The following is a 25,693-nucleotide window of genomic DNA, read 5'->3' as shown; positions in this document are numbered from 1 at the left end:
CCTCCAGGAGCCCTCGTGTTCATCTCGTCCGCCTTCGCCCAGACCGCGCCCGCTGCCGCCGGCAGCACGCCCTCGCTGCTCACGCAGATGCTGCCGCTGGTGCTGATGTTCGTGGTGCTTTACTTCATCATGATCCGCCCCCAGATGAAGCGGCAGAAGGAACACAAGGCCATGGTCGAGGCCCTGGCCAAGGGTGACGAAGTCGCCACGGCGGGCGGCATCCTCGGCCGCGTGTCCCGTGTCGGCGACACCTACATCGGTGTCGAGATCGCCAGCGGCGTCGAGATCCAGCTGCAGCGCAGCGCCGTGGTGCAGGTGCTCCCGAAGGGCACCCTCAAGTAAGGAAGTCATGAACCGCTATCCGGTTTGGAAGTACGCGATCCTGGTGGTCGCGCTTCTGGTGGGCATCCTCTATGCCCTGCCCAATTTCTTCGGCGAGGCACCGGCCGTCCAGGTCTCGCCCGGCAAGGCCACGGTCAAGGTGGACACCACCACCCTGGCCCGGGTGGAGCAGGCGCTGGCCCAGGCGCAGGTGCAGCCGGAGTCGATCACCCTGGAGAACGGTTCGCTGCGCGTGCGCGTGGACACGCCGGAGACGCAGCTGAAGGTGCGCGACCTGCTGCAGCGCACCCTGGTGCCGGACCCGGCGGACCCGGGCTACATCGTGGCCCTGAACCTGGTCTCGGCCTCGCCCTCCTGGCTGTCGGCCATCAATGCCAAGCCCATGTACCTCGGCCTGGACCTGCGCGGCGGTGTGCACTTCATGCTGCAGGTGGACATGCAGGCGGCCCTGACGCAGCGGGCGGACGCCATCGCGGGCGACCTGCGCACCCAGATGCGCGAGGCCGGCATCCGCCACGGCGGCATCAGCCGCGAAGGCCAGTCCATCGAGATCACCGTCCGTGATGCCGCCACCGCCGAGCGCGTTCGCCGCCTGGTGGCCGACCAGTTCGCGGACTTCCAGCTCACCGAGCGCGCGCAGGGCGAAACCACCCGGCTCGTGGCCACGCTGCGGCCGGAAGCGGCGCGCCAGGTGCAGGCGCAGGCCCTCAAGCAGAACATCACCACGCTGCACAACCGGATCAACGAGCTCGGCGTGGCCGAGCCCGTGATCCAGCAGCAGGGGCTGGACCGCATCGTCGTCCAGCTCCCCGGCGTGCAGGACACCGCCAAGGCCAAGGACATCCTGGGCCGCACCGCCACGCTGGAGATGCGGCTGGTGGACGAAAGCGCCGAGGCGCGGGCGGCCGAACTCGGCTCCGGGCCGGTGCCCTTCGGCTCCGAGCGCTTCATGGACCGGGAAGGCCGCCCCGTGATCGTGAAGAAGCAGGTCATCCTGACCGGCGACAGCCTCACGGATGCCCAGCCCGGCTTCGACTCGCAGACCCAGCAGCCCAAGGTGGACCTCACGGTCGATGCCAAGGGCGGGCGCATCATGCGCGACACGAGCCGCGAGAACCTCAAGAAGCGCATGGCCATCCTGCTGTTCGAGAAGGGCCGCGGCGAGGTGCTCACGGCGCCGGTGATCCAGGGCGAACTCGGCAACCGCTTCCAGATCTCCGGCTCCATGACCGTCAACGAGGCCGCCGACCTGGCCCTGCTGCTGCGCGCCGGCTCGCTGGCCGCGCCCATGGAGATCATCGAGGAGCTGACCATCGGCCCGACCCTCGGCGCCGAGAACATCGCCAAGGGCTTCAACAGCGTGGCCTGGGGCTTTGCCGCCATCGTGGCCTTCATGGTCGCCTACTACGCGGTCTTCGGCCTGTTCTCCGGCCTGGCGCTGGCGGTCAACCTGCTGCTGCTGGTGGCGGTGCTCTCCATGCTGCAGGCCACGCTCACCTTGCCCGGCATGGCGGCCATGGCGCTGGCCCTGGGCATGGCGATCGATTCCAACGTGCTGATCAACGAGCGGATCCGCGAGGAGCTGCGCGGTGGCGCGGCGCCGCAGACGGCCATCAACGTGGGCTACGACCGGGCCTGGGCGACCATCCTGGACTCCAACGTGACGACGCTGATCGCCGGGGTGGCGCTGTTGGCTTTTGGCTCAGGACCCGTGCGCGGCTTTGCAGTCGTGCACACCATCGGTATTCTCACGTCCATGTTCTCGGCCGTGTTCTTCTCGCGGGGGCTGGTCAATTTCTGGTACGGGCGCCAGAAGAAGCTCAAGTCGGTGGCCATCGGCACCGTCTGGCGGCCGGGCGCCGGCGACACCCTGACACGGGCCAACGGCCGATAAGGAAGGCAGCAAGTGGAGTTCTTCAGGATCCGGCGCGACATCCCGTTCATGCGGCACGCGCTGATTTTCAACATCATCTCCTTCCTCACCTTCGCCGCGGCGGTGTTCTTCCTGCTCACGCGCGGCCTGCACCTGTCGGTGGAATTCACCGGCGGCACCGTGATGCAGGTGAGCTACAGCCAGCCGGCCGCGGTCGAGCCGATCCGCCAGACCGTCGCCGGACTGGGCTTCACCGACGTGCAGGTCCAGAGCTTCGGCACGGCCCGCGACGTCATGATCCGGCTGCCGGCGCAAAAAGGCGTGAGCTCGGCGCAGCAGAGCGAGCGCGTGCTCGCCGCGCTGCGGGCACAGGACCCCAGCGTGAACCTGCAGCGCACGGAGTTCGTGGGGCCCTCGGTCGGCGAGGAGCTCGCGGTGGACGGCCTGCTCGCCCTGGCCATGGTGGTGGTGGGCATCATGATCTACCTGGCCTTCCGCTTCGAGTGGAAGTTCGCGGTGGCGGCCATCCTGGCCAACCTGCACGACGTCATCATCATCCTGGGCTTCTTCGCCTTCTTCCAGTGGGAGTTCTCGCTGGCCGTGCTGGCGGCGGTGCTGGCCGTGCTGGGCTACTCGGTGAACGAGTCGGTGGTGATCTTCGACCGGATCCGGGAGGCCTTCCGACGCTTCCGGAAGATGAACACCGAGGAAGTGATCGACCATGCGATCACCTCCACCATCAGCCGCACCATCATCACCCACGGTTCCACGCAGATCATGGTGCTGTCCATGCTGCTGTTCGGCGGTGCGACGCTCTACTACTTCGCGCTGGCGCTGACCATCGGCATCCTGTTCGGCATCTATTCCTCGGTCTTCGTCGCCGCGGCCATCGCCATGTGGCTGGGCGTCAAGCGCGAAGACCTGGTGAAAGCCACGCCGCGGCGCGAGGGCGATCCGAACGACCCGAACGCGGGCGCCACCGTCTGAGTCTGCCGAGGACCGCTTGACCGCCCCGGCGCCCAGCTCTCCCGACGCCCTGGCGCGTCGCGTGCGCGAGCGCTTTGTCGAAGACATCGACAACAGCCTCGCTCGGCTGGCCGAGGCCATCGGCGACCGGCTGCAGGAGCAGGTGGACAAGGCGCCGAGCTCGCGCGAGGCGCACCAGCGGCGCGACGCGCGCGTCCACTTCGAGGCCCGGCGCAGCCGCTGGGTGGAAAAGACCCGGCGAGCCCTGCGGCGAGCGTCCCAGCCCGCGGCCGAACCGGAGCCCGCACCCAAGGCCTTCAGCCTCGAGCTGCAGCTGATCGGCGACGACGTGGTCGAGCGCAAGATCATTGCCTCGCGCCTGGCCATGGCCATCCACGAGAAGGCGACCTGGGAGCTCGCCGACCTCAAGCTGCGCATGCAGGTGCTCGAAGGCATTGACGACTTCGCCAACGCCGACCTGCTGCGGCCCGAGGCGCTGTCGCTGCTGCTGATCGAGCAGTGGATGGACAGTGAGCTGTCCCGCCAGACCTGGCTGCAGGTGAGCGACCTCGTCCAGCAGATGCTGGTGCCGGTGACGGTGAACGCCTATTCGCGGGCCAACACCGAGCTGGTCCGCGCCGGGGTCGTGCCCGACATCGATGCAGCCCGGCGGGTCAAGCGCGGGGCATCGCCGGCGGCGCGACCCGTGGCCGAGCCCGCACTCACGCTGGCCGACGGGCCTTCAGCCGGCTCGTCCGCATCGCCGGGCATGCCCCGGGGCGATGTTGCTTCGGCTGCCGTAGCGTCGCTGCAGGGCGCCTCCCCGCTGGCCGGCATGCACGGGCAGGCGCCCATGTCACTGGGCACGCACGCGGTGCATGCGGGACAGGTGCCTTATGCGGCGCATCCTGGACATGCGCCTCACCCGGCGCACGCGGGACATGCACCTCACGCGGCGCATGCTGGACATGCACCTCACGCGGCGCATGCTGGACATGCACCTCACGCGGCAAATGCGTCCCACGGGTCCTTCATGCCCGCGACTGCGCAGGTCTCGGCCGCGCCCTTCGCCGCCTCGCCGGACGGGGCGCCGGCTGCGCCCTCCCTTCCGGCGTCCAGCGCTGCGCGGCCGTTCGCGGGACTCGGGTGGGAGGTGGTGCCGAGCGCCGCGTCCGGCTTCGGCGCGCTCGGCACCGGGGGCGGAGCCGTCGTGGCGGCCCATCCGGCCGCAGCGCCGGTCGCGATGGGCTTCGCACCGGGCCAGGCAGCGTCCTGGCCGGCCGGTGGCGTGCAGGCGGCCGGCACGCTGGGCGACGCTGGCCCGCCCGGGCTTGCGGCTGCGGATCGCGGTGCTTCGACGGCGGCTTCTTCCTTGCAGCGCGCGCGCGCCCGGGCGCAGAACCTCGTGGGCCAGCTGCGGCAGCTGCTCGTGGACCGCGTCGCCGGATTCGACCCGGGGCAGATGTCCGCACCTTCCTCGGCGCTGGCGCAGGCGCTGACCGTGCAGCAGACGCACATCCGAACCCTCGTGGAAGCGCGCGAGTCGGCCAACTCCCCGGGGCTGGTGGTGGACCAGGCCGCCGTGCAGCAGGTGGCGCGCGAACTGCGCGAGCGCAGCGGCGAACTGAAGCAGCAGGCGAGCCGAGCCGGCGAGAAGGCGGTCATCGAGATCGTCGCGCTCATGTTCCAGAGCATCCTGGCCGAAGAGCGCATCCCACCGGCCGTTCGCGTGTGGTTTGCGCGGCTGCAGATGCCGGTGCTGCGCATTGCGCTGTCGGAGCCGGAGTTCTTCGGCAGCCTGCAGCATCCTGCACGCCAGTTGATCGACCGCATGGGCTCCTGCGTGCTCGGCTTCGATGCGGGCACCATCGACGGCCGCGCCCTGGAGGCGGAGATCCGCCGGGTGGTGCAGACCATCGAGCAGTACCCGGAGACCGGGCGCAAGGTGTTCCAGCTCGCCGTGGAAGAGTTCCAGAAGTTCCTGGCCCGCTTTCTCACCGGGCGCGGCCGCACGCAACGCCTCGTCACCGTGGCGCAGCAGATCGAGCAGAAGGAGACCATGGCGGTGCGCTACACCATCGAGCTGCGCAAGATGCTCGAGGGCATGCCGGTGCGCGAGGAGATCCGCAGCTTCCTCTTCAAGGTCTGGGCCGAGGTGATGGCCGTGGCCGCCGTGAAGAACGGCTCCCAGCATGCCGACACGCTGGCGCTGCGCAAGTCCGCCTCCGAGCTGGTCTGGGCCGCCAGTGCCAAGCCCAACCGGGCCGAGCGCGCCCAGGTGATCCAGGGCCTGCCTGCCCTCCTGCAGCGGCTGCGCCAGGGCATGGGCCTGCTGGGGCTGGACGCGGCCGAGCAGGAAGCCCACATCAAGGTGATCGGCGACACCTTCGCCGACGCCTTCCAGTCCAAGACGGCCGCCATTCCGGCCGCGAGCATCGAGGCCATCGCGCGCCGCCTGGCCGACCTGGAGGACACGCTGGGCGAGGAGCCCGAAGGGGACCTGCCCCTGGTGGCCGAGAGCATCGAGCTGATGCTCGGCATGGACAGCAGCGGCATCGAAGTCATCACCGACGGCGGCAGCACGCCCGGTGCGGCCATGCTGGCCTGGGCCCGCGAGCTGCAGCCGGGCACCTGGTTCAGCCTGGACCACAACGGCCGCATGCACCAGGTGCAGTACGTCTGGCGCAGCGAACACGGGCAGCTCCATCTCTTCGTGTCTGAAGCGGGCCCGAGCTTCCTGGTGCAGCTCGGGCGCCTTGCGGCCTACCTGCAGGCCGGTCTGGTCCTGCCGGCCGAGGAAGAAGCGCTCACCGTGCGCGCCACGCGCGAGGCACTCGCCAAGCTGGACGCCAACCCGGAGCGCCTCTTCGCCTGAAGGTGTGAATGAATCTACTGCGCGGCCCGATCTGGCGCCTGCGCTTCTCGCCGTACGCTTGTACGGGTGCGATGCTCCGCGCCACCTCGGGCCGCTCGCTACGATTCCTTCACACCTTCTTCAGCGGACCTAAGGACCCGCTTTGTCTCTCCTTTGCGACCCGATCTGGCGCCTGCGCTTCTCGCCGTACGCTTGGAGGGCTGCGATGCTCCGCGCCACTTCGGGCGGCTCGCTACGATCCCTTCACACCTTCTCAACGGACCCTCAGGGCCCGGTTTCTGAGCTCAGTGCGGCAGCCGGCTGCGGGTGTCGTCGCAGAGTTCGTCGAGCACCAGCGCGTCCAGCTCGGTGCCGCAGCTCCAGTAGACCATCAGCACGATGATCTTCAGTTCGTCCAGCGACACCGGGTCGCCGGGCGCGGCCATGGCGCGATCGACGACGATCTCGCGCAGCGGCGGCGGCAGCACGCCGGCGGCGTCGAGGAAGGACAGGAAGCCCAGGCACTCGGCACCCAGGTGGTCCTGTTCGGCGACCGAATAGACGCGCAGGCTGGTGGGGGACGGGAGAACCGGCGCGAAGCCGGTGCTGGCGGGGCAGGCCTCGTCGGGGGCGAGCTGGGCGTTCTGCGCCGCGAGGGACAGTCCATCGAGCCAGAGCAAGGCTTCCTGGATCTCCTCGGGTTCGAAGCCGTGGGCGCTCAGCTTGCGCTCGAGTTGATGCAACTCGGGGCACGCGTCGCCGCGCCAGTAGTTTTCGTAGACGAACACCAGCACTTCAAACATGGGGCTCAATATAGCCCAGAAGCGCGGCCGCAATGCGCTCTTGCACGAGGCGCGTTGTTGCCCGTGCGCAGCACCTGCGTCAGGCCGACCCCATGCGCTGGTACAGCCCACCGGGCAGGCGCGCGAGTTCGCCCGCGAGTTCCAGTTCGAGCAGGCGCACCTGCAGTTCGGCGGTCGACAGGCCGGTGCGCGCCTGCAGCGCATCGAGGCTGACCGGGTCGTGGCCTGCGGCACCGAGAAGAGGGTCGGCGGAGGATGCGGCGAACGCTTCGGCAGGGATCGGGCGCGCGGTCGGTGCGCTTGCCGGGAGCAGTTCGTCCATCACGTCCTGCGCCGTCTCCACCAGCTTGGCGCCCTGCTTGATCAGCGCATGGCAGCCGCGCGACTGGACCGAGTGGATGGAGCCCGGAATGGCGAAGACCTCGCGGCCCTGTTCGGCGGCCATGCGCGCCGTGATCAGCGAGCCCGACTGCACGGCCGCCTCGACGACCAGCGTGCCGCGTGCCAGCCCGGCGATGAGGCGATTGCGGCGCGGGAAGTTCTCCGGCAGCGGGGGCGTGCCCAGGGGGTACTCGCTGACCATGAGGCCGTGCTCGTGGATGCGGTGCGCCAGCGCCAGGTGCTGGCGCGGGTACACGCGGTCCAGGCCGGTGCCTACCACGGCAACCGTAGCCGGGTGGTCCGCGCCGGGTGAGCCCTCCAGCGCGCCTTCGTGCGCCGCGCCGTCCACGCCGAGCGCCAGGCCCGAGACCACGCACCAGCCGGCCTGCGCGAAGCTGCGCGCGAACTGGCGGGCATTCGATGCGCCCTGGGCCGTCGGGTTGCGACTGCCGACGATGGCGATGGCCTGCCGGGGCCAGGGCAGTGAGGCCTGCCCCTCCACCATGGCGCCGGAGACCCACAGCATCAGGGGCGGATCGGCGATTTCGAGCAGCGCCTGGGGATAGTCGGCATCCGCCAGCGTGAGCAGGCGCCGGCCGGGCTGGGCCAGCCAGGCCCGCGTGGCCTCGCGCAGGCTGGGCAGGCCCTCGGGCTCGCCGCGCAGGGCGTTGACCTGGGCGCTCGTCGCGACCTGGGCCAGCGCCGCTGCCGAAGCGCCGAAGATGTGGTCTGGCAGGCCGAAGGCGGCCAGCAGCCGCCTGGCGGTGAGCGCGCCGACCTGCGGCGTGAGCGCCAGGCGCAGCCAGCCGTCCAGGCCCTCGAGCGCGTCCGCTGCCATGGGCGCGGGAAGGATCAGCGCGGCGAGACGAGGCGGTCGCCGACCTTCACGCCTTCGGAGGTCTCGAGCACCAGCGCATAGGACAGCCGGTCGAAACTGCGGAACACCATCAGCAGGCCGTTGCGCTCGTCGGGCAGCTTGATCTGCTCGCGATCGCCATTCTGGGCCCGGTCCAGCACGCGACGGCCTTCCTTGAGGATGGCCAGCACGTGCCCGGGTTCCAGGCCGTCGGCCCGGCCCTTGTTGAGGGTGACGATCTGGTTCTGGCCCGCGACCCCCACGGCGTTGCCGTACATGGAGACCACGGCGGCGCCCTGCAGCGGCTGCTGCGGGGCGCGGGGCACGTAGCTCACCAGCTCGCGCGGCGGCTCGGGCAGCAGGCGGTCGCCGACGCGGATCTCCTCGCGGGCGGAGACCACGTCCAGCGAAGCCGGGACCGGCAGCGTGCGGGTCTCGCCGTCGGCCGTGCGAACGGCCTCCTGCGATTCGCCGCGTACGAGCACGGCACGGGCCACGTACTGGGCCTCGTAGCCCAGCACCGCCCGGGTGACCGGGTCCAGCAGCGGACGGGCACTGCGGAAGATGCGGTAGGCATCGCCAGCGGCGGACGCCGCTTCGCGCAGCGGCGCCTCGGGCAGGCCGCGCGCGTAGGCGCGGTCGCCCTGGGTGATGAGCACGCGCGTGTCGGGCGCGGCGACGATGCGCGGCGCGCGCTCGAGCACCCCTTCCTCGACGATCAGCGGCTCGGCCAGGAAGGGCTCGATCAGGTGCGGCTGCAGCGTGGGCAGGGCCAGGTCCGGCAGGGGCTGCACGCGGGTGCGCGGCGACACGCGCACGGTCTCGATGGGCGCGTCGTTCGAGGGCTGGGCCAGGCGCAGGCGGGCGCGGCCGTCCACCTTCTCCAGCACCAGGCGCTGGCCAGGGTAGATGAGGTGCGGGTTGCGCACCTGGTCCATGTTCATGCCCCAGAGCTCGGGCCAGCGCCAGGGCGTGCGCAGGAACAGGGCCGAAATGCCCCAGAGCGTGTCGCCGCGCTTGACCGTGTGGCTGTCCGGCGCGTTGGGCGCGAGTTCCGACAGCGGCACGCCGGCCTGGGCCACCTGCTGCGCGGTGGCGCGCTGGGCCGGGGTGATGGGAAGGTTGGGGAAGCTCTGCGACAGGGCGGGGACCGCGGCCGCAGCCGCCAGGAGCGCCGCGGCGGCGCCGGCCAGGCGGGGCGGGGTGAGGAGGGGGGCGGTCTTCCGTCGTGCCGTCATGGATCGCTTTCCAGGCTCTTCTTGATAAGTCACGCGCGATTCTGGCCCCAAGCCCTTGACGGGGCAATGTAATTGGCGCCGGCGACGGGGAGGCTGGCGCCAAAGTGGCGGAAAATAGCGACACCCTTGCGACCCCGCCATGGCACTTCTTCCCATCCTCGTTTTTCCCGATCCCCGTCTCCACACCGTGGCCAAGCCGGTCGCGGCTATCGACGATCGCGTGCGCCAGCTCGTGGCGGACATGACTGAGACCATGTACGACGCCGAGGGCATCGGCCTGGCCGCCACCCAGGTGGACCGCCACGAACGCGTCATCGTCATCGACGTGTCCGAGCAGCGGAACCAGCCCCTGGTGCTGATCAACCCGGAAATCGTCTGGGCCAGCGAGGAAACGCAGGTCGGCGACGAAGGCTGCCTGTCCGTACCCGGCATCTACGACGGCGTGGAGCGTTCCACCTCGGTCAAGGTGCGTGCTTTGGACCAGGACGGCACCGAGCGGGTGATCGAGGCCGAAGGGCTGCTGTCGGTGTGCATCCAGCACGAGATGGACCACCTGGCGGGCAAGGTCTTCGTCGAGTACCTGTCGCCCCTGAAGCGCAATCGCATCAAGAGCAAGATGCTCAAGTCCCGGCGCGAGGCCGTGCGGGCCTGAGCACCGATGCGCCTCGTCTTCGCCGGCACGCCCGAGTTCGCCCGCGTGGCGCTGGAGCGCCTGCACCAGGCCGCCGGCTTCGAGATCGTCCTGGTCCTCACGCAGCCGGACCGGCCGGCGGGCCGCGGCCTGAAGCTGCAGCCGTCGGCCGTGAAGCAGTTCGCGTTGGCCGAGGCGCTGCCGGTGGCCCAGCCGCGGGGCCTGCGACTGGACGGTCGCTGGGCGGACGACGCCGCCGCGGCGCGGGACGCCATCGAGGCCGCGCAGGCCGATGCCATGGTGGTCGCTGCCTACGGCCTCATCCTGCCGGCCTGGGTGCTCGCGGCCCCGCGCCTGGGCTGCCTGAACATCCATGCGTCGCTGCTGCCGCGCTGGCGCGGCGCCGCGCCCATCCACCGCGCCATCGAGGCGGGCGACGCCGAGACCGGCGTCACCATCATGCAGATGGACGAGGGCCTGGACACCGGCGGCATGCTGCGCAGCCAGGCCCTGCCGATCGAGCCCGGTGACACCACCGGCAGCCTGCACGACAAGCTCGCGGCGCTGGGCGCGGACCTCATCGTCCAGGCGCTGCAGGACGCCGGCCGGGATGCCCTCAGGGCGCGGCCCCAGCCGGCCGAGGGGGTCACCTACGCGCACAAGATCGACAAGGCCGAGGCGCAGCTCGATTGGTCGCAGCCCGCCGAGGTGATCGCGCGCCGCATTCGCGCCTTCGACCCCGCCCCGGGTGCTCAGGCGCGGCTGTCGGGCGAGGTCTTCAAGCTCTGGCGAGCGCAGCCCCTGCCCGGCGAGGCCGAGGCGCCGCCCGGCACCGTGGTGGCGGCGGATGCCGGCGGCATCGACATCGCCTGCGGCACCGGCCGCCTGCGTGTCACGGAACTGCAGCGCGCCGGCGGCCGCCGCCTGCCCGCGGCGCAGCTGCTGCGCGGTTTCGCCATCGCGCCCGGCATGCGCTTTTCCGCAGGGGAGGCCGCCTGATGTTCTGGCGCCCCGAGCTGTACCGGCATCCGCAGTTCCGGGTCGGCGTGCGCGACATGCTGCCGCAGACCCCGGGCACCGCCGCCTGGGGGCTCATGACCGGCGTGGCCATGGCCAAGTCGGGCCTGTCGCTGGTGGAGTCGCTGTCCATGGCCCTGCTCGTGTTCGCGGGCAGCTCCCAGCTCGCCTCGCTGCCGCTGCTGGTGGCGGGCGCGCCGATGTGGGTCATCTTGGCGACCGGCTTCTGCGTGAACCTGCGCTTCGTCGTCTTCAGCCTGCACCTTCGCAACTACCTCATGCACCTGCCGCTGGCGCGAAGGCTGGTCACGGGCTACCTCACCACGGACATGAGCTACGCCATCCTCACGCGCCGCCACCCGCACGCGGCGGCCGACGAGGCGGGGCGCCACGGACAGCTCGCGCACCTGGCCGGAAGCTGCCTGGCGAACTGGCTGTCCTGGATGCTGCCCAGCCTGGCTGGCATCGTGCTGGCCAACTTCATTCCCGTGGAATGGGGCCTGGGCTTCGCCGGCATCCTGTGCCTGCTGGGGGTCATGGCCACGCTGGGCACGACCCGATTGCGCCTGGTGTCCGCCGCGGTGGCGGGAGCCACGGCCGTCGCTGCCTACGCGCTGCCCTTCAAGCTCAACATCGTGCTGGCCATCGGCGTCGCGGTGCTGGCCTGCCTGGCCCTGGAGGGCCGCCCCCGCCTGACGCAGGCCCAGCCATGACCGACGCCTGGACCTTCGCGGCCATCGTGGGCCTGGCCTGCGTCACCGTCATCACGCGCAGCTTCTTTTTCATCTCCAGCCGCCGCTGGCCGCTGCCGGCCTGGGCCGAGCGCGGGCTGCAGTACGCCCCGATTGCCGCCCTGGCGGCGGTGGTCATCCCCGAGATCGTCACGGTGCAGGGCGAGTTCATCGACACCTGGAAGGACGCCCGCGTCTTCGGCGCGCTGGCGGGCCTGGCCGTGTTCGCCTGGCAGCGCAGCGTGCTGTGGACCATCATCGTGGGCATGGCCGTCTACCTGCCCCTGCGCCTGGCCCTCGGCTGGTAAGCTTTCGGGCCGATTTTTCGCAGCCAGACATGAACATCCTTCGCTTTTCCGATCTGTGTGCCCAGGGCAAGGCCCGTGGTCAGCGCGTCTTCATCCGGGCCGACCTGAACGTGCCGCAGGACGAGGCGGGCCACATCACGGAAGACACGCGCATCCGCGCTTCGCTGCCCTGCATCCGCATGGCGCTGGACGCCGGCGCGGCGGTGATGGTCACCTCGCACCTGGGCCGGCCGACCGAAGGCCAGTTCAAGCCCGAGGATTCGCTCGCGCCCGTGGCCGCGCGCCTGTCCGAGCTGCTGGGTCGCGAGGTGCCGCTGCGCGCGGGCTGGATTGATGGCGTGGAGGTGGCTCCGGGCGAGGTGGTGCTGCTGGAGAACTGCCGCCTGAACAAGGGCGAGAAGAAGAACGACCCCGAGCTGGCCCGCCGGATGGCCGCCCTGTGCGACATCTTCGTGCACGACGCCTTCGGCACCGCGCACCGCGCGGAAGCCTCCACCTATGGCATCGCGCAGTTCGCCAAGGTGGCCTGTGCCGGCCCGCTGCTCGCGGCCGAGATCGACGCGATCACGCAGGCGCTGGCGAATCCGAAGCGGCCGCTGGCGGCCATCGTGGCCGGCTCCAAGGTCTCCACCAAGCTCACCATCCTGCAGTCGCTGGCGAAGAACGTGGACCAGCTGATCGTGGGCGGCGGCATCGCCAACACCTTCATGCTCGCGGCCGGCCTGCGCATCGGCAAGTCGCTGGCCGAGGCCGACCTGGTGGGCGAGGCCAAGGCGGTGATCGAGGCCATGAAGGCGCGCGGCGCCGAGGTGCCGATCCCGACCGACGTGGTGGTCGCCAAGACCTTCGCGGCCGACGCGCCGGCCACCGTCAAGGCCGCCACCGAGGTGGAGGACGACGACCTCATCCTCGACATCGGCCCCCAGACCGCGGCCCGCCTGGCCGAGCAGCTCATGGCGGCCGGCACCATCGTCTGGAACGGCCCGGTGGGCGTGTTCGAGTTCGACGCCTTCGCCCATGGCACCGAAACCATCGCCCGTGCCATCGCCCGTTCCACCGCCTTCAGCATCGCCGGCGGCGGCGACACGCTCGCGGCCATCGCCAAGTACGGCGTCGAGAAGGACGTGGGCTACATCTCCACCGGCGGCGGCGCCTTCCTCGAAGTGCTGGAAGGCAAGCAGCTGCCCGCCTTCGAGATCCTGGAAAAGCGCGCCTCGGCCTGAGCCTTCATTCGCCGCGGCCGCAGCCGCGGTGGAAGACCTGCCGGATCAGACATATCCGTTCGGCCTGAGCCTGTCGAAGGGCCTGTCCTGAGCTTGTCGAAGGGCCCGCGTGGTCGTCTCGCGCAGGGCTTGGACAGGCTCTCAACCAACAGCGAATCCACGGACCCCGTCGGGTCCCACCGTTCGGGCTGAGCCTGTCGAAGCCCATCGCGCGAGCCCTTCGACAGGCTCAGGGCGAACGGTGTCAAGCGACCGGAACAGGGTTTGTCGTTTGTTCACAGGCTCATCAGCTGGTCGGCTGTCCTGCGTAGTCCGTCCATCCATCGCGCCCGAAGTCATAGAGCTTGCACCGGCGCGCGGTGTCGAAGTACCAGCGCCAGGAAAAGCGCTGGACGATGATCCGCCCGGGCAGCATCTCCTCCAGCCGTGCCTGCGCCTGCTCCAGGCGGTACAGCGGAATGCTCATGTCCACGTGGTGCGCCGTGTGCTCCATGATGTGGTGCATCAGCGCGCCGATGCGCAGCGGGAAGGTGAGGTGCACCGTGGTCGAGACGAAGGGCTGCGACTGCTGCCAGGCCGCGCGGTCCGCATGCCAGTGCACGCGGGGGTGCGTGTGGTGCACGTACACCACGAAGCCGATCATCGAACACCAGAAGAAGAAGGGCAGCGCCACGCCGGCGGCCAGTACCACGGCCACCGATTGCCCGGTCGCCACCGCTGCCCAGGCCAGGCCGCCGACCCAGGCGGCGGCGAAGGCCGAGACCAGCAGGCCGTCCCAGGTGAACACCGGGCGGCGCGAGGGCATCTGGCGTGCGTTCGGGAAGAACATGCGCTTCCACCAGATCTCCACCAGGTAGTACAGCCCCGGCGCCCAGCCGCTTCGGTAGATGCGGTCCATGAGGCGTCCGAAGGGGCTCATGGCCTGGTACTCCTCGCGCGTGGCCGGCGCCCAGACGAAGTCCACGCCCTTGAGGTTGGTGAAGCCGTGGTGCACCACGTTGTGCCCCGCATCCCACAGGCTGTAGGGCGTGAGCGAGGGCAGGAAGGCGATGCGCCCCAGCCACTTGTTCAGGCGCCGGCGCGGGGTGAGGCTCTGGTGGCAGGCGTCGTGGCCGATGATGAACAGGCGCCCGGTCACGAAGCCGGCGACCCCGCCGCACAGGACCTTGGCCCAGGCCGCCTCCAGCAGCACGGTGCCGGCCAGGGCGGCCAGCCACAGGAGCGCGTCGAACGCCAGCAGCGCGATGGCGCGGGGCGTGGCGCGTTGCGACAGGGGAGCCAGCCATTGCCGGAGCACCTTGCGGTGCGGGAGGGGGGCGTCGGGAGCGAGCGGGCTGGCGGGGGCGGACATGAGGGTTCGAAGCGGCGGCCTGTTGCCGCGAGGATGCAAAGCCTCGCATCGTAGGAAGGTCCTGCGCCGATTCCATGACATGGATCAAGCGGGCTGCGTGAGAATGCCCTCTTTCCTGTCGTATCCGAGGAAGGTTTGTTCATGGCCCGTCGAGCCACCAAGATCGTTGCCACCCTGGGCCCCGCATCCAGCGACCCGAAGCTGCTGGAGGAGATGGTTCGCGCCGGCGTGAACGTCGTGCGGCTGAATTTCAGCCACGGCAAGGCCCAGGACCACATCGACCGGGCGAAGCTCGTTCGGGAAGTGGCGCAGCGCGCGGGCCGCGAGGTGGCCATCATGGCGGACCTGCAGGGTCCCAAGATCCGCGTGGGCAAGTTCGCCGAGGGCAAGGTGCTCCTGGAGCCGGGCAGCCGCTTCGTGCTCGATGCCTCGCGCGAGGCGCCGGGCGACGTGTACGGCGTGGGCCTGGACTACAAGGAGCTGCCGCGCGACGTGCGCGCCGGCGACGTGCTGCTGCTCAATGACGGCCTCATCGTGCTCACGGTCAATGCCGTGGAGGGCGAGCAGGTGCACACCACCGTCAAGCTCGGGGGCGAGCTGTCCAACAACAAGGGCATCAACAAGCAGGGCGGCGGCCTGTCCGCGCCGGCGCTCACGGCCAAGGACATGGAGGACATCCGAACCGCCATGAGCTTCCAGGCCGACTATGTGGCCGTGAGCTTCCCCAAGACCGCCACCGACATGGAGATGGCGCGCCAGCTGTGCAACGTGGCGGCCGCCGAGTACCGCCACAAGGCACACCTGATCGCCAAGATCGAGCGGGCCGAGGCCATTCCCAACCTGGAGTCCATCCTCAAGGCCAGCGACGGCATCATGGTCGCGCGCGGCGACCTGGCGGTGGAGGTGGGCAATGCGGCCGTCCCGGCGCTGCAGAAGAAGATGATCCGCATGGCCCGCGCCAACGACAAGCTGGCCATCACCGCCACGCAGATGATGGAGTCCATGATCACCAACCCGGTCCCCACCCGGGCCGAGGTGAGCGACGTGGCCAACGCGGTGCTCGATGGCACCGACGCCGTGATGCTCAGCGCCGAGACCGCCGCCGGCCGCTACCCGCTGGAGACCGTGATCGAGATGGCCAACATCTGCGCCGAGGCCGAGATGGCCGAGGAGGTCACGCTCGATGCCGACTTCACCAGCATGGACTTCCAGCGCATCGACCAGTCCATCGCCATGGGCGCCCTCTTCACGGCGCACCACCTGGGCTGCAAGGCCATCGTGGCATTGACCGACTCCGGCTCCACGGCCCTCTGGATGAGCCGCCACCGCATCCACATTCCCATCTATGCGCTCACGCCCCGGCTCAGCACCCAGCGCAAGATGGCGCTGTACCGCAACGTGCGTCCGCTGCTCATGGACCAGAGCGCCGACCGCGACACCGCGCTGCGCGAGGCCGAGGCGCACCTGAAGCGCCGCGGCATCGTGGGCAAGGGCGACATCTACGCCATCACCTGCGGCGAACCCATGGGCGCGCCCGGCGGCACCAACATGCTCAAGATCTGCCGGGCTGAGTAGGGCCGAGGGCCCTGTCGGGCCCGGACATAGCCCGTCCGGGCCATGTCGGGGCCGCGGCCGGGGGTGGCCCCGATAAAATCGTCCGCATCGCGCAGGCGCGGCCCGGCTGCCCTGCCCCAGTTTCCAACATCGATCGGACCCACCATGCCCCTCGTTTCCATGCGCGAACTGCTGGACCATGCCGCCGAGAACGGCTACGGCATCCCGGCCTTCAACGTCAACAACCTCGAGCAGGTCCAGGCCGTGATGGAAGCGGCCAAGGAGACCGGCGCCCCGGTGATCCTGCAGGCCAGCGCCGGCGCCCGCAAGTACGCCGGCGAGTCCTTCGTCAAGCACCTGATCCAGGCGGCCGTGGAGGCCTATCCCACCATTCCCCTGGTCATGCACCAGGACCACGGCCAGAACCCCGACGTGTGCCACGGCGCGATCGACCTGGGCTTCACCTCCGTCATGATGGACGGCAGCCTGGAAGCCGACGGCAAGACCATCGCCAGCTACGACTACAACGTGGACGTCACGCGCAAGGTCGTGGACCTGGCCCACAAGCTGGGCGTCACGGTGGAAGGCGAGCTGGGCTGCCTGGGCTCCCTGGAGACCATGCGCGGCGACAAGGAGGACGGCCACGGCACCGACGCCACCATGACCCGCGAGCAGCTCCTCACGGACCCCGAGCAGGCCGCCGACTTCGTCAAGAAGACCCAGCTGGACGCCCTGGCCATCGCCATCGGCACCAGCCATGGCGCCTACAAGTTCACCCGCAAGCCCACCGGCGACATCCTGGCCATCGACCGCATCAAGGAGATCCACCGGCGCATCCCCAACACCCACCTGGTGATGCACGGCTCCTCCAGCGTGCCGCAGGACCTGCTGGCCGTCATCCGCCAGTACGGCGGCCAGATGAAGGAAACCTACGGCGTGCCGGTGGAAGAGATCCAGGAAGCCATCAAGCACGGCGTGCGCAAGATCAACATCGACACCGACATCCGCCTGGCCATGACCGGTGCGGTGCGCAAGTTCCTGGCCGAGAACCCCGAGAAGTTCGACATGCGCGAGTGGATGAAGCCCGCACGCGAGGCTGCCAAGCAGATCTGCAAGCAGCGCTACATCGAGTTCGGCTGCGAAGGCCAGGCCGGCAAGATCAAGGGCGAGAGCCTGCAGGTGATCGCGCGCAAGTACGCGCAAGGCGAGCTGGCCCAGGTGGTGCATTGAGCCACCCGGCCGCTGCGTCAGGCCGCCTTCGGGCGGCTTTTTCACGCAGGCTCGCCCGCCCGGCTGCCGAGTTCGCGCAGCCGGTCAAGGGAACGACAATCAGCGACGGCTTCACTCCGACAAGCTCATGACATCCGCCCTGCATACCTCCACCCTCACGTCCCTGCCGCTGCTGGCGCGCGGCAAGGTCCGGGACAACTACGCGGTCGGCGAGGACCGCATCCTCATGGTGGCCACGGACCGGCTCTCGGCCTTTGACGTGATCATGGGCGAGCCCATCCCCGGCAAGGGCGAGCTGCTCACCCACATGTCCCTGTTCTGGTTCGGCAAGCTCGCGCACCTGTGTCCCAACCACCTCACCGGCGAGCTGCCCGAGAGCGTGGTGAGCTCCGCGGAGCTGCAGCAGGTGATCGGGCGCTCCATGCTGGTCAAGCGGCTCAAGCCCATCCCCGTGGAGGCCGTGGTGCGTGGCTACCTCGCGGGCAGCGGCTGGAAGGAGTACCAGGACGGCGGCACCGTCTGCGGCGTGCCCCTTCCGCCCGGCCTGACCAATGCCGCGCGCCTGCCCGAGCCGATCTACACGCCCGCGGCCAAGGCGGCTGTCGGCGAGCACGACGAGAACATCAGCTACGAGCGCACCGTCGAGATGATCGGCCCCCAGCTCGCGGCCCGGATCCGCGACACCAGCCTGGCGCTGTACCGCGAGGCCGCTGCCATCGCGCTGGCCAAGGGCATGATCATCGCGGACACCAAGTTCGAGTTCGGCCTGGACGAGGAAGGCACCCTGGTGCTGATGGACGAGGTGCTCACGCCCGACTCGTCCCGCTACTGGCCGGTGGAAGGCTACGAGGAGGCCGCCCGCCGCGGCGAGAACCCGCCCAGCTACGACAAGCAGTTCGTGCGCGACTGGCTGGAGCAGGTGCGAATCAACGGCAAGCCCTGGGACAAGACGCCGCCCGCGCCGCGCCTGCCCAAGGAAGTGATCGAGAAGACCGCCGCCAAGTACCGCGAGGCGCTGGAGCGGCTGACGAGCTGATCAGCTCAGCACGACGCTCGACAGGCGCCTGCGGTAGGTCGCCACCACCGGATCGTCGGGCGGGATCTGGCCGTCGGCCACCTTGGGCCGGGGCGGCTCGATGAGGTCGATGATGGCGATGTACAGCTTGCGTGCGGCCTCGTCGTTCCAGGCCTTGTCGCGCATCAGGATCTCCAGCAGCTCGTCCATGGACTCGGTCCATTGCTGGCGCGCGGCCAGCAGCTGGGCGCGGCCGAAGCGGGCTTCGAAGTCGCGCTTGTTGGCCGCGATGCGGGCGTCCAGCGCCTGCGCATTCGCCTCGGGCGTGGCCGCATAGGCCATGGCCTCCATCACGCGCTGCAGCGAGTCGAAGCGGCGCACCAGGGCCACCTTGTCCACCACCGGGGCGAAGGCGGTCTTGGCCTCCTCCATGCGGCCGGCCAGCATCAGGGCCTTCACGTAGCTGAAGCGGGCGTCGTCGTTGGCCGGGTCGGTGGCGACGGCGTGCTGGAGCTGTTCGAGCTGGACGTCGCTGCCGGCCGGGGCCTCGGGCGCGGCCTCCACCTCCTCCTCGGGCAGGTCCTCGGCCGGCGGCAGGTGCTTGTCCAGGAACTCCTTGAGCTTGCCTTCGGGCAGCGCGCCCATGAAGCCGTCCACCGGCTGGCCGCCCATGAGCAGGATGCAGGTGGGAATGCTGCGGATGCCGAAGGCGGCGGCCAGCTGCTGCTCCTGGTCGGAGTCGATCTTGACCAGCTTGAAGCGGCCTGCGTACTCCAGCTCCAGCTTCTCCAGCAAGGGGCCGATCACCTTGCAGGGTCCGCACCAGGGGGCCCAGAAGTCCACCAGCACGGGGACCTGCATCGAGGCCGCGATGACCTCGGTTTCGAAATTTTCCAGGGTGACGTCGATCATTCGGGTGCGCTCTGCGGGCAAATTAAACTCAGACCTTTTGGACGGCAGGCATGAGCACGGTTCAGGTTGGCGTGGTGATGGGGTCCGGCAGCGACTGGGACACCTTGCAGCACGCAGTGGCGATTCTCCAGGAATTCGGCGTGCCGCACGAAGCCCGCGTGGTCTCGGCCCACCGCATGCCCGATGACATGTTCGCCTACGCCGAGGCCGCCGCCGGGCGCGGGCTGCAGGCCATCATCGCCGGGGCGGGCGGCGCGGCCCACCTGCCGGGGATGCTGGCCGCCAAGACCACGGTGCCGGTGCTGGGCGTGCCGGTGGCCAGCCGCCACCTGCAGGGCGTGGATTCGCTGCACAGCATCGTCCAGATGCCCAAGGGCATCCCGGTGGCCACCTTCGCCATCGGCGCGGCCGGCGCGGCCAACGCGGCGCTGTTCGCCGTGGCCCTGCTGGCCACGCACGACGAGGCGCTGCGCGAGCGGCTGGAAGCGTTCCGGCGCCGCCAGACCGAAGCCGCACGCGCCACCACCCTTCCGCCGGCCGCGCCATGAAGCCCCAGACCCTGCTTGCCGGTGCCACGCTGGGCGTGATGGGCGGTGGCCAGCTGGGCCGCATGTTCGTGCACGCGGCCCAGCGCATGGGCTATTCCACCGTGGTGCTCGACCCCGACGCCACCAGCCCCGCCGGCCGCGTGAGCCACCACCACCTGCACGCCGACTACCTGGACACGCGCAACCTCGCCGAGCTCGCGCGCCTGGCCGACGCCATCACCACCGAGTTCGAGAACGTGCCGGCCGACGCGCTGGCCCAGCTCGCGGCGCACCGGCCGGTGGCGCCCGCCGGCGAGGCGGTGGCCATCGCCCAGGACCGGGCACGCGAGAAGGCGCACTTCACCCGCTGCGGCGTGCGCTGTGCCCCTTACGCGGTGATCGAGTCCGAGGAGCAGCTCGCGCTGGTGCCCGACGCGCTGGTCCCCGGCATCCTGAAGACCGCGCGACTGGGCTACGACGGCAAGGGCCAGGTCCGCGTGGACGGCCGCGAGGCGCTCGTGGCGGCCTGGGACGGCCTGGGCCGCGTGCCCTGCGTGCTGGAGCAGCGACTCGCGCTGGCTGCCGAATGCTCGGTGGTGGTGGCCCGCGGCGCCGGTGGCACGCTGGTGCACCTGCCGCCGCAGCGCAACCTGCACCGCGCCGGCATCCTGGCCGTCACGGAGGTGTTCGACGGCGTGCTGCCCGACGCGCTCGCACAGGAGGCGGTGCAGGCCACGCGGTCCATCGCCGAGGGCCTGGACTACGTCGGCGTGCTCTGCGTCGAGTTCTTCGTGCTCCAGGACGGCACGCTGGTGGTCAACGAGATGGCGCCGCGACCGCACAACAGCGGCCACTGGAGCCTGGATGGCAGCGACGTGTCGCAGTTCGAGCTGCAGGTGCGTGCGCTGGCCGGACTGCCACTGGTGCAGCCGCGCCAGCACAGCCCGGCCATCATGCTCAACCTGCTCGGGGATCTCTGGTTCCGCCCGGGCGCGGACGCACCCGTCGAGCCCGACTGGCCGGCCGTGCTCGCCCTGCAGGGCATGCACCTGCACCTGTACGGCAAGTCCGAGGCCCGCCCCGGCCGCAAGATGGGCCACCTGACCATCACCGGCGCCAGTCCCGTGGCCGTGCGCCAGGCGGCGCTTGCGGCCTGCGACGTGCTCGGCATCGAGCCGTTCTGACGCCGTGATCCTGGACGGGCGTTCTCCTTCGGCCATCGGCGAGGCCGCACGCGCGCTGGCCCGCGGCGCGCTGGTGGGCTTTCCTACCGAAACCGTCTACGGCCTGGGCGCCGATGCCGCGAGCGACGAGGCGGTGGCCGGCATCTTCCGCGCCAAGGGCCGGCCGAGCGACCACCCGCTCATCGTGCACGTGAGCGACGCCGAGGGCGCACGGCGCTTCGCCGCCGACATCCCGCCCGTGGCGCAGCGGCTGATGGACGCCTTCTGGCCGGGTCCGCTCACCCTCATCCTGCCGCGACGTCCGGAGGTCGCCCAGGCGGCGGCCGGCGGCCACCCGAGCATCGGCCTGCGCTGTCCGGCCCACCCGGTGGCCCGGGCCCTGCTGCAGGCATGCGCCCGGCTCGATCCGCCGCTGTCCGGCCTGGCCGCGCCCAGCGCCAACCGCTTCGGCCGCGTGAGCGCCACCACGGCCGCCCATGTGGAAAGCGAGTTCGGCGCCGGGCTGCTGGTGCTCGATGGCGGCGCCTGCGAGGTCGGCATCGAGTCGGCCATCGTGGACTGCACACGGGGCGTGCCGGTGCTGCTGCGCCCCGGCGTGCTCACGCGCGCGCAGATCGAGGCCACCTGTGGCGAGCGCCTGCGCGATCCGCAGGAACTGGCACAGCCCGCGCCGCGCGCCTCGGGCACCCTGGAGTCGCATTACGCACCGCAGGCCAAGGTCCGCCTCATGGACGGCAAGAGCCTGCAGGCGGCCCTGGACGTGCTGGGGCGGGACGCCGCCGGCATCGCGGTGTGGGCCCGCACCGGGCTGCGCACCGCCTCGCCCGGCTTGCTGCTGCGCCCCATGCCCGACGACGCCGCGCAGGCCGCGCGAGAGCTGTTCGCCGTGCTGCGCGAGTTCGACGCGCAGGGTGTGCGCCTGATCTGGATCGAGACGCCGCCCGATGCCCCGGAATGGGCGGGCGTGCAGGACCGCCTGCGCCGCGCGGCCGCCTGAAGTGAGCCTGGCTGCCGCTCGCTACACTCCCCGGCTGCCCTGATGTCCGTTCATCCCTGGAGACGAGTTCCATGAGTTTTCAACGCACGCGCCGCGCCCTGCTCGGAGCGGCCTGCCTGTCCGGCCTGCTGGCCGCCTGCGGTGGCGGTGAGGTCGAGTCGCAGCTGCAGCCGCGGCGCCTGGTCGTCTTCGGCGACGGCTTCGCCGACCTGGGCCAGGGCGGCTCGCGCTACACCATCAACGACGGCACGGTGAACAACTGGACGGCGCAGCTCGCGCAGCGCTACGGCCTGTCGCTGGCACCGTCCAGCGCGGGCGGCACCAGCTACGCCACCGGCAATGCCCGCGTGGTGGCCGAGCCCGACGCGGCCGGCAGCACCGCAACGCCCACGGTGGCCGAGCAGATCGACGCCTTCTTCGCCGGTGGCGGCAGCTTCGCCGAGAACGACCTGGTGGTCGTGGCCGCCGGCATCGCCGACATCGTGGCCGAGGTCGGCCAGACGCAGGCCGGTGCGCAGACCGCCGCGCAGGCCCAGGCTGACATCGCCGCTGCCGGGACGGCGCTGGGCAACCAGGTGCGCCGGCTGGTGAACGCCGGGGCGCGGCACGTGACGGTGGTGGGTCCCTACAACCTCGGCCGCACCCCCTGGGCCATCGCCACGAACCAGAAGGCGCTGCTGGAGAGCTACACCACGCGCTTCAACGACTCGCTGCTGATCTCCATCGTGGACCTGGGTGCGCGCGTGCTCTACGTGGACGCCGCCCTCTACTACAACCTGGTGACCGCCGGGCCGGGCGGCTACGGCCTGTCCAACGTCACGGAAGCGGCCTGCACCTCGGTCGATCCGGGCCCCGGCATCGGCATCGGCGCGGGACAGGTCAATTCGGCCCTGTGCACCCCGGACACGGTGCGTAGCGGCATCGACCGCAACGCCTGGTTCTTCGCCGACGCGATCTATCCCAGCCCCGCCGCGCAGCGCCTCTTCGGCGACTACGCCTACGACCGCATCCGCGCGCGCTGGTAGGCGCATCGCGCCTCAGGGCTCGCGCAGGGTCCAGTCGATCAGCGCATCGATCACCGGCCGGAACTCGCCGGCCCGGGGGTGGTTGGCGATCGCCACCAGCACGCGCCGGCGTCCGTCCGGCAGGTGCACATAGCCGGCCACGCCGGTCACGTCACGCAGGCTTCCGGTCTTCAGGTGCGCCCGCCCGGCGGCGAGCGCCCCGGTGCGGCGCGCGGTGCCGTCGAGCCCGCTGACCGGCAGTGAGGCGATGAACTCCGGCATCAGCGGCGAGGCCCAGGCGTGCTGCAGCAGGCGGGCCAGCTGCGCGGCGGTGATGCGCTCCTCGCGCGACAGGCCTGATCCGTTCCCCAGCTGGGGCGGCTCGCCGCCCAGGCGCTCGCGCCACCACTGCTGCACCAGCTCGCGCGAGGCCTGTGGCGTGCCCTGCCCCAGGCGCTGCAGGCTCAGGGTGAGGAACACCTGCTGGGCCATCACGTTGTTGCTGTACTTGTTGACGTCGCGCACCACCTCGGCCAGCGTCGGCGAGACCGACTCCACCACCGCCTGCGCCCCCGCGGGCGCCGCGCCCTCGCGCACCACGCCGTCCAATGCGCCGCCCAGCTCCTGCCACAGCCCGGCGACGGCACGGCCCGCGTGGGCGGCCGGATCGGCCCCGGCCAGGGGCCAGCTGCGCGCGCCGCACGCAGCCGGATACGTCCCCTCCAGGCGCACGCGCGCCGGGTCGCTGAAATCGGCCTTGAGCGCGCCGCGCCAGTCGTTGCACGGCCCGTTCGCCAGGGGCACGCTGCGCGGCACCTGCACGCCGGCCAGGGGCGGCTCCATCTGCACCCGGGCCGCGTCGCCCAGGGGCGTGAAGTGCAGCAGCACCGCCCGGAAGTTCACCAGCAGCGCGTCGGGCGCGGCGTTGTAGGGGCGCAGGGGCTCGCCGTCGAAGGCCGCCGGGTCCTGCGCGGGCACCGCGAAGGCGCTGCGGTCGATCACGATGTCGCCGGCGATGCGCCGGATGCCCAGGCCCTGCACGCGCCGCAGCAGCAGCCAGAGGCGCTCGGCCACGAGCTTGGGGTCGCCCTGGCCCTTCAGGTACAGGTTGCCCTGCAGCGTGCCGTCCCGCACCGGCCCGTCGATCAGCACGGGCGTGTTCCAGGTGAAGGCGGGCCCGAGCAGCTCCAGCGCGGCGAAGGTGGTGACCAGCTTGGTGACCGAAGCCGGGTTGACGCTGGCGTCGGTGCGGTGCGCCAGCCGCGGGCGCCGCCGCCCCTCGGCATCGGCCACCATCAGCGTCACGCTGTCCTCGGGAATGCGGCTTTTCGCCAGCGCCGCCGCGACCTCCGGCGGCAGGCCCCGGGCCGTGGCGGCCAGTGGCAGCAGGGACGTGGCGGCCAGCAGCAGCCAGCGGGCAAGGCGTGGGGGAGCGGGCATGCGGGATTATGGTCGGCGGGATAATCGCGGGTTCCCCCCTGCTGCGCCTGACGTGCCCCAGAACCTTCTTGCCTTCGACACCAGCACCGAGTCGCTGTCGGTCGCGCTCGCCTGGAACGACGGCAGCGGCCGGCGCCTGCTCGCGCGCGAGGCCGAGGGCGGCCGCGCCGCCTCGGCGGCGCTGGTGCCCGCGCTCATGGATCTGCTGCGCGACGCCTCGCTTCCCCTCGCGCGGCTCGACGCCATCGTGTTCGGCCAGGGGCCGGGCTCCTTCACGGGCCTGCGCACCGCCTGCGCCGTGGCCCAGGGCCTGGCCTGGGGCGCCGGCCTGCCCGTGCTGCCGGTCGAGACCCTGATGGCGGTGGCCGAGGATGCGCGCGAGCGCCACGGCGCCGAGCGGGTGGCGGCGGTGATCGACGCCCGCATGGGCGAGGTGTACTCGGCCGACTACGAGCACGCGCAGGGCCAGTGGCAGCGGCTGGGGCCGATCCGCCTCGGCCCGCCGGAGGCGCTGGTCGTGCCGGCGGGTTTCGTGCTGGCCGGCAATGCCTTCGCAACCCTCGGCGAGCGGCTTCCCGCAGGCGCCGAGCGCCTGCCGGCAGCGCCCACGGCCGCCGCGCTGTTGCGCCTGGCCCCCAGCCTCATCGCGCGCGGCGGCGCCGTGGCACCGGGCGAGGCCCTGCCGCTGTACATCCGCGATAAAGTCGCCCAGACGACGCAGGAGCGCCTCGCCGCCCGCGGCGAAACGTCTCCCGAATTTCCGGCTCCACCCGCAGTCGCATGAACGCCCTGGTCCACGCCGCCGAAGCCGAGTTCGAAGCCATGTCCGAGGCAAGGCTGGAGGCCGTCATGGACATCGAGACCCGGGCCTACGAGTTTCCCTGGTCGCGCGGCAACTTCAGCGACTCGCTGCGCGCCGGCTACCAGGCCCAGCTGCTGGTCGCCGAGGGCGCAGTGCTCGGCTACTTCGTGGCCATGAAGGGCCTGGACGAGGTCCACCTCCTCAACCTCACCGTCGATCCGGCCCTGCAGGGGCGCGGCTGGGGCCGCGTCATGCTGGAGGCGCTGGCCACCTGGGCGCGCGGCAAGGGGGCCGAGTGGCTGTGGCTGGAAGTGCGCGTGAGCAACCTGCCGGCGCAGCGCCTGTACGAGCACGTGGGCTTCCGCACCGTGGGGCGCCGGCCCGCCTACTACCCGGCCGCGGCCGGCCAGCGCGAAGACGCCATCGTCATGAGCCTGAAGCTGTGAGGACGCCC

General features: G+C 70.9%; 24 protein-coding genes. 18 read left to right on the top strand and 6 right to left on the bottom strand.

What is annotated here, in order from left to right:
• Positions 1 to 15: 15 nt before the first annotated feature.
• The 4 genes from yajC to EZ242_RS15520 are packed head-to-tail and all read left to right on the top strand — an operon-like array spanning position 16 to position 6,056.
• On the top strand, positions 16 to 342 hold the full coding sequence (yajC, locus tag EZ242_RS15535; RefSeq protein ID WP_135286099.1) for a preprotein translocase subunit YajC: 327 nt from the start codon (positions 16 to 18) through the stop codon (positions 340 to 342).
• 7 nt (positions 343 to 349) lie between these two features.
• Entirely contained in the window at positions 350 to 2,236 is a 1,887-nt protein-coding gene (gene secD / locus EZ242_RS15530; protein ID WP_135286098.1) for a protein translocase subunit SecD, read from the top strand.
• A gap of 12 nt (positions 2,237 to 2,248) precedes the next feature.
• The gene (gene secF, locus EZ242_RS15525; protein ID WP_135286097.1) at positions 2,249 to 3,202 is read left to right on the top strand and encodes a protein translocase subunit SecF; all 954 of its coding nucleotides are present in this window, start codon (positions 2,249 to 2,251) and stop codon (positions 3,200 to 3,202) included.
• A 16-nt stretch (positions 3,203 to 3,218) separates the two neighbouring features.
• Positions 3,219 to 6,056, top strand: coding sequence for a DUF1631 family protein (locus EZ242_RS15520; RefSeq protein WP_135286096.1), 2,838 nt, complete (start codon positions 3,219 to 3,221; stop codon positions 6,054 to 6,056).
• Between the two features lie 284 nt (positions 6,057 to 6,340).
• Here EZ242_RS15520 and EZ242_RS15515 read toward each other — a convergent pair whose 3' ends face one another.
• The 3 genes from EZ242_RS15515 to EZ242_RS15505 form a co-directional block, all read right to left on the bottom strand.
• Positions 6,341 to 6,838: a Smg family protein gene (locus tag EZ242_RS15515; protein ID WP_135286095.1), complete on the bottom strand. Its 498-nt coding sequence runs from the start codon at positions 6,836 to 6,838 to the stop codon at positions 6,341 to 6,343.
• Between the two features lie 79 nt (positions 6,839 to 6,917).
• On the bottom strand, positions 6,918 to 8,057 hold the full coding sequence (dprA, locus tag EZ242_RS15510) for a DNA-processing protein DprA (RefSeq protein WP_135286094.1): 1,140 nt from the start codon (positions 8,055 to 8,057) through the stop codon (positions 6,918 to 6,920).
• A gap of 14 nt (positions 8,058 to 8,071) precedes the next feature.
• Complete coding sequence (locus tag EZ242_RS15505) at positions 8,072 to 9,313, bottom strand: LysM peptidoglycan-binding domain-containing protein (protein ID WP_135286093.1); 1,242 nt, start codon at positions 9,311 to 9,313, stop codon at positions 8,072 to 8,074.
• Between the two features lie 139 nt (positions 9,314 to 9,452).
• Here EZ242_RS15505 and def point away from each other — a divergent pair, with 139 nt between their 5' ends.
• Genes def through EZ242_RS15480 form a run of 5 tightly spaced genes read left to right on the top strand, consistent with a single transcriptional unit; the run spans position 9,453 to position 13,223 of the window.
• Positions 9,453 to 9,965 (top strand): peptide deformylase, encoded by a 513-nt coding sequence (gene def / locus EZ242_RS15500; RefSeq protein WP_135286092.1) that lies wholly within the window; start codon positions 9,453 to 9,455, stop codon positions 9,963 to 9,965.
• 6 nt (positions 9,966 to 9,971) lie between these two features.
• The gene (gene fmt / locus EZ242_RS15495) at positions 9,972 to 10,943 is read left to right on the top strand and encodes a methionyl-tRNA formyltransferase (RefSeq protein ID WP_135286091.1); all 972 of its coding nucleotides are present in this window, start codon (positions 9,972 to 9,974) and stop codon (positions 10,941 to 10,943) included.
• On the top strand, positions 10,943 to 11,674 hold the full coding sequence (locus tag EZ242_RS15490; RefSeq protein WP_135286090.1) for an AzlC family ABC transporter permease: 732 nt from the start codon (positions 10,943 to 10,945) through the stop codon (positions 11,672 to 11,674). Before fmt ends, EZ242_RS15490 begins: the two co-directional genes overlap by 1 nt.
• Entirely contained in the window at positions 11,671 to 12,000 is a 330-nt protein-coding gene (locus EZ242_RS15485; RefSeq protein ID WP_135286089.1) for an AzlD domain-containing protein, read from the top strand. The genes EZ242_RS15490 and EZ242_RS15485 overlap by 4 nt, the downstream gene beginning before the upstream one ends.
• Before the next feature lie 29 nt (positions 12,001 to 12,029).
• Complete coding sequence (locus EZ242_RS15480; RefSeq protein ID WP_135286088.1) at positions 12,030 to 13,223, top strand: phosphoglycerate kinase; 1,194 nt, start codon at positions 12,030 to 12,032, stop codon at positions 13,221 to 13,223.
• 286 nt (positions 13,224 to 13,509) lie between these two features.
• On the opposite strand, the gene EZ242_RS15475 is transcribed toward EZ242_RS15480, so the two are convergent.
• A complete protein-coding gene (locus EZ242_RS15475) occupies positions 13,510 to 14,574 on the bottom strand; it encodes a fatty acid desaturase (RefSeq protein ID WP_240787112.1) in 1,065 nt (354 codons plus the stop codon).
• Positions 14,575 to 14,715: 141 nt separating this feature from the next.
• On the opposite strand from EZ242_RS15475, the gene pyk reads away from it, so the two are divergent.
• The 3 genes from pyk (at position 14,716) to EZ242_RS15460 (ending at position 18,394) form a co-directional block, all read left to right on the top strand.
• On the top strand, positions 14,716 to 16,149 hold the full coding sequence (pyk, locus tag EZ242_RS15470; protein ID WP_135286086.1) for a pyruvate kinase: 1,434 nt from the start codon (positions 14,716 to 14,718) through the stop codon (positions 16,147 to 16,149).
• Positions 16,150 to 16,293: 144 nt separating this feature from the next.
• Entirely contained in the window at positions 16,294 to 17,358 is a 1,065-nt protein-coding gene (gene fba, locus EZ242_RS15465) for a class II fructose-bisphosphate aldolase (protein ID WP_135286085.1), read from the top strand.
• A gap of 127 nt (positions 17,359 to 17,485) precedes the next feature.
• Positions 17,486 to 18,394, top strand: coding sequence for a phosphoribosylaminoimidazolesuccinocarboxamide synthase (locus EZ242_RS15460; protein WP_135286084.1), 909 nt, complete (start codon positions 17,486 to 17,488; stop codon positions 18,392 to 18,394).
• On the opposite strand, the gene trxA is transcribed toward EZ242_RS15460, so the two are convergent.
• Positions 18,395 to 19,285: a thioredoxin gene (trxA, locus tag EZ242_RS15455; protein ID WP_135286083.1), complete on the bottom strand. Its 891-nt coding sequence runs from the start codon at positions 19,283 to 19,285 to the stop codon at positions 18,395 to 18,397.
• A 50-nt stretch (positions 19,286 to 19,335) separates the two neighbouring features.
• Between trxA and purE the strand changes: the two genes are divergently transcribed.
• The 4 genes from purE (at position 19,336) to EZ242_RS15435 (ending at position 23,018) form a co-directional block, all read left to right on the top strand.
• Positions 19,336 to 19,833 (top strand): 5-(carboxyamino)imidazole ribonucleotide mutase, encoded by a 498-nt coding sequence (purE, locus tag EZ242_RS15450; RefSeq protein WP_135286082.1) that lies wholly within the window; start codon positions 19,336 to 19,338, stop codon positions 19,831 to 19,833.
• The gene (locus EZ242_RS15445) at positions 19,830 to 20,996 is read left to right on the top strand and encodes a 5-(carboxyamino)imidazole ribonucleotide synthase (RefSeq protein WP_135286081.1); all 1,167 of its coding nucleotides are present in this window, start codon (positions 19,830 to 19,832) and stop codon (positions 20,994 to 20,996) included. The genes purE and EZ242_RS15445 overlap by 4 nt, the downstream gene beginning before the upstream one ends.
• 4 nt (positions 20,997 to 21,000) lie before the next feature.
• On the top strand, positions 21,001 to 21,993 hold the full coding sequence (locus EZ242_RS15440) for an L-threonylcarbamoyladenylate synthase (RefSeq protein WP_135286080.1): 993 nt from the start codon (positions 21,001 to 21,003) through the stop codon (positions 21,991 to 21,993).
• A 71-nt stretch (positions 21,994 to 22,064) separates the two neighbouring features.
• Entirely contained in the window at positions 22,065 to 23,018 is a 954-nt protein-coding gene (locus EZ242_RS15435) for an SGNH/GDSL hydrolase family protein (protein ID WP_135286079.1), read from the top strand.
• A 12-nt stretch (positions 23,019 to 23,030) separates the two neighbouring features.
• Here EZ242_RS15435 and dacB read toward each other — a convergent pair whose 3' ends face one another.
• On the bottom strand, positions 23,031 to 24,437 hold the full coding sequence (gene dacB, locus EZ242_RS15430) for a D-alanyl-D-alanine carboxypeptidase/D-alanyl-D-alanine endopeptidase (protein ID WP_135286078.1): 1,407 nt from the start codon (positions 24,435 to 24,437) through the stop codon (positions 23,031 to 23,033).
• A gap of 52 nt (positions 24,438 to 24,489) precedes the next feature.
• On the opposite strand from dacB, the gene tsaB reads away from it, so the two are divergent.
• Both tsaB and rimI read left to right on the top strand, forming a co-directional pair.
• Positions 24,490 to 25,221 (top strand): tRNA (adenosine(37)-N6)-threonylcarbamoyltransferase complex dimerization subunit type 1 TsaB, encoded by a 732-nt coding sequence (gene tsaB, locus EZ242_RS15425; protein ID WP_240787111.1) that lies wholly within the window; start codon positions 24,490 to 24,492, stop codon positions 25,219 to 25,221.
• Positions 25,218 to 25,685, top strand: coding sequence for a ribosomal protein S18-alanine N-acetyltransferase (gene rimI, locus EZ242_RS15420; RefSeq protein WP_135286076.1), 468 nt, complete (start codon positions 25,218 to 25,220; stop codon positions 25,683 to 25,685). Before tsaB ends, rimI begins: the two co-directional genes overlap by 4 nt.
• Positions 25,686 to 25,693: the final 8 nt, after the last annotated feature.

Source organism: Ramlibacter rhizophilus, from assembly GCF_004681965.1.
Classification (GTDB): Bacteria; Pseudomonadota; Gammaproteobacteria; order Burkholderiales; family Burkholderiaceae_C; genus Ramlibacter; species Ramlibacter rhizophilus.
Note: the sequence above shows the minus strand (reverse complement) of the source record. Positions and strands in the feature narration are given on the sequence as shown.

Excerpts from the sequence above, each read along its gene's own strand:
- EZ242_RS15435 (WP_135286079.1), top strand. The coding sequence starts at position 22,065 with ATGAGTTTTCAACGCACGCGCCGCGCCCTGCTCGGAGCGGCCTGCCTG.
- purE (WP_135286082.1), top strand. The coding sequence starts at position 19,336 with ATGAGCACGGTTCAGGTTGGCGTGGTGATGGGGTCCGGCAGCGACTGG.
- fmt (WP_135286091.1), top strand. The coding sequence starts at position 9,972 with ATGCGCCTCGTCTTCGCCGGCACGCCCGAGTTCGCCCGCGTGGCGCTG.
- pyk (WP_135286086.1), top strand. The coding sequence starts at position 14,716 with ATGGCCCGTCGAGCCACCAAGATCGTTGCCACCCTGGGCCCCGCATCC.
- def (WP_135286092.1), top strand. The coding sequence starts at position 9,453 with ATGGCACTTCTTCCCATCCTCGTTTTTCCCGATCCCCGTCTCCACACC.
- EZ242_RS15485 (WP_135286089.1), top strand. The coding sequence starts at position 11,671 with ATGACCGACGCCTGGACCTTCGCGGCCATCGTGGGCCTGGCCTGCGTC.
- secD (WP_135286098.1), top strand. The coding sequence starts at position 350 with ATGAACCGCTATCCGGTTTGGAAGTACGCGATCCTGGTGGTCGCGCTT.
- EZ242_RS15475 (WP_240787112.1), bottom strand. The coding sequence starts at position 14,574 with ATGTCCGCCCCCGCCAGCCCGCTCGCTCCCGACGCCCCCCTCCCGCAC.
- EZ242_RS15490 (WP_135286090.1), top strand. The coding sequence starts at position 10,943 with ATGTTCTGGCGCCCCGAGCTGTACCGGCATCCGCAGTTCCGGGTCGGC.
- trxA (WP_135286083.1), bottom strand. The coding sequence starts at position 19,285 with ATGATCGACGTCACCCTGGAAAATTTCGAAACCGAGGTCATCGCGGCC.
- rimI (WP_135286076.1), top strand. The coding sequence starts at position 25,218 with ATGAACGCCCTGGTCCACGCCGCCGAAGCCGAGTTCGAAGCCATGTCC.
- EZ242_RS15445 (WP_135286081.1), top strand. The coding sequence starts at position 19,830 with ATGAAGCCCCAGACCCTGCTTGCCGGTGCCACGCTGGGCGTGATGGGC.
- dacB (WP_135286078.1), bottom strand. The coding sequence starts at position 24,437 with ATGCCCGCTCCCCCACGCCTTGCCCGCTGGCTGCTGCTGGCCGCCACG.
- EZ242_RS15505 (WP_135286093.1), bottom strand. The coding sequence starts at position 9,313 with ATGACGGCACGACGGAAGACCGCCCCCCTCCTCACCCCGCCCCGCCTG.
- dprA (WP_135286094.1), bottom strand. The coding sequence starts at position 8,057 with ATGGCAGCGGACGCGCTCGAGGGCCTGGACGGCTGGCTGCGCCTGGCG.
- EZ242_RS15460 (WP_135286084.1), top strand. The coding sequence starts at position 17,486 with ATGACATCCGCCCTGCATACCTCCACCCTCACGTCCCTGCCGCTGCTG.
- EZ242_RS15480 (WP_135286088.1), top strand. The coding sequence starts at position 12,030 with ATGAACATCCTTCGCTTTTCCGATCTGTGTGCCCAGGGCAAGGCCCGT.
- fba (WP_135286085.1), top strand. The coding sequence starts at position 16,294 with ATGCCCCTCGTTTCCATGCGCGAACTGCTGGACCATGCCGCCGAGAAC.
- EZ242_RS15515 (WP_135286095.1), bottom strand. The coding sequence starts at position 6,838 with ATGTTTGAAGTGCTGGTGTTCGTCTACGAAAACTACTGGCGCGGCGAC.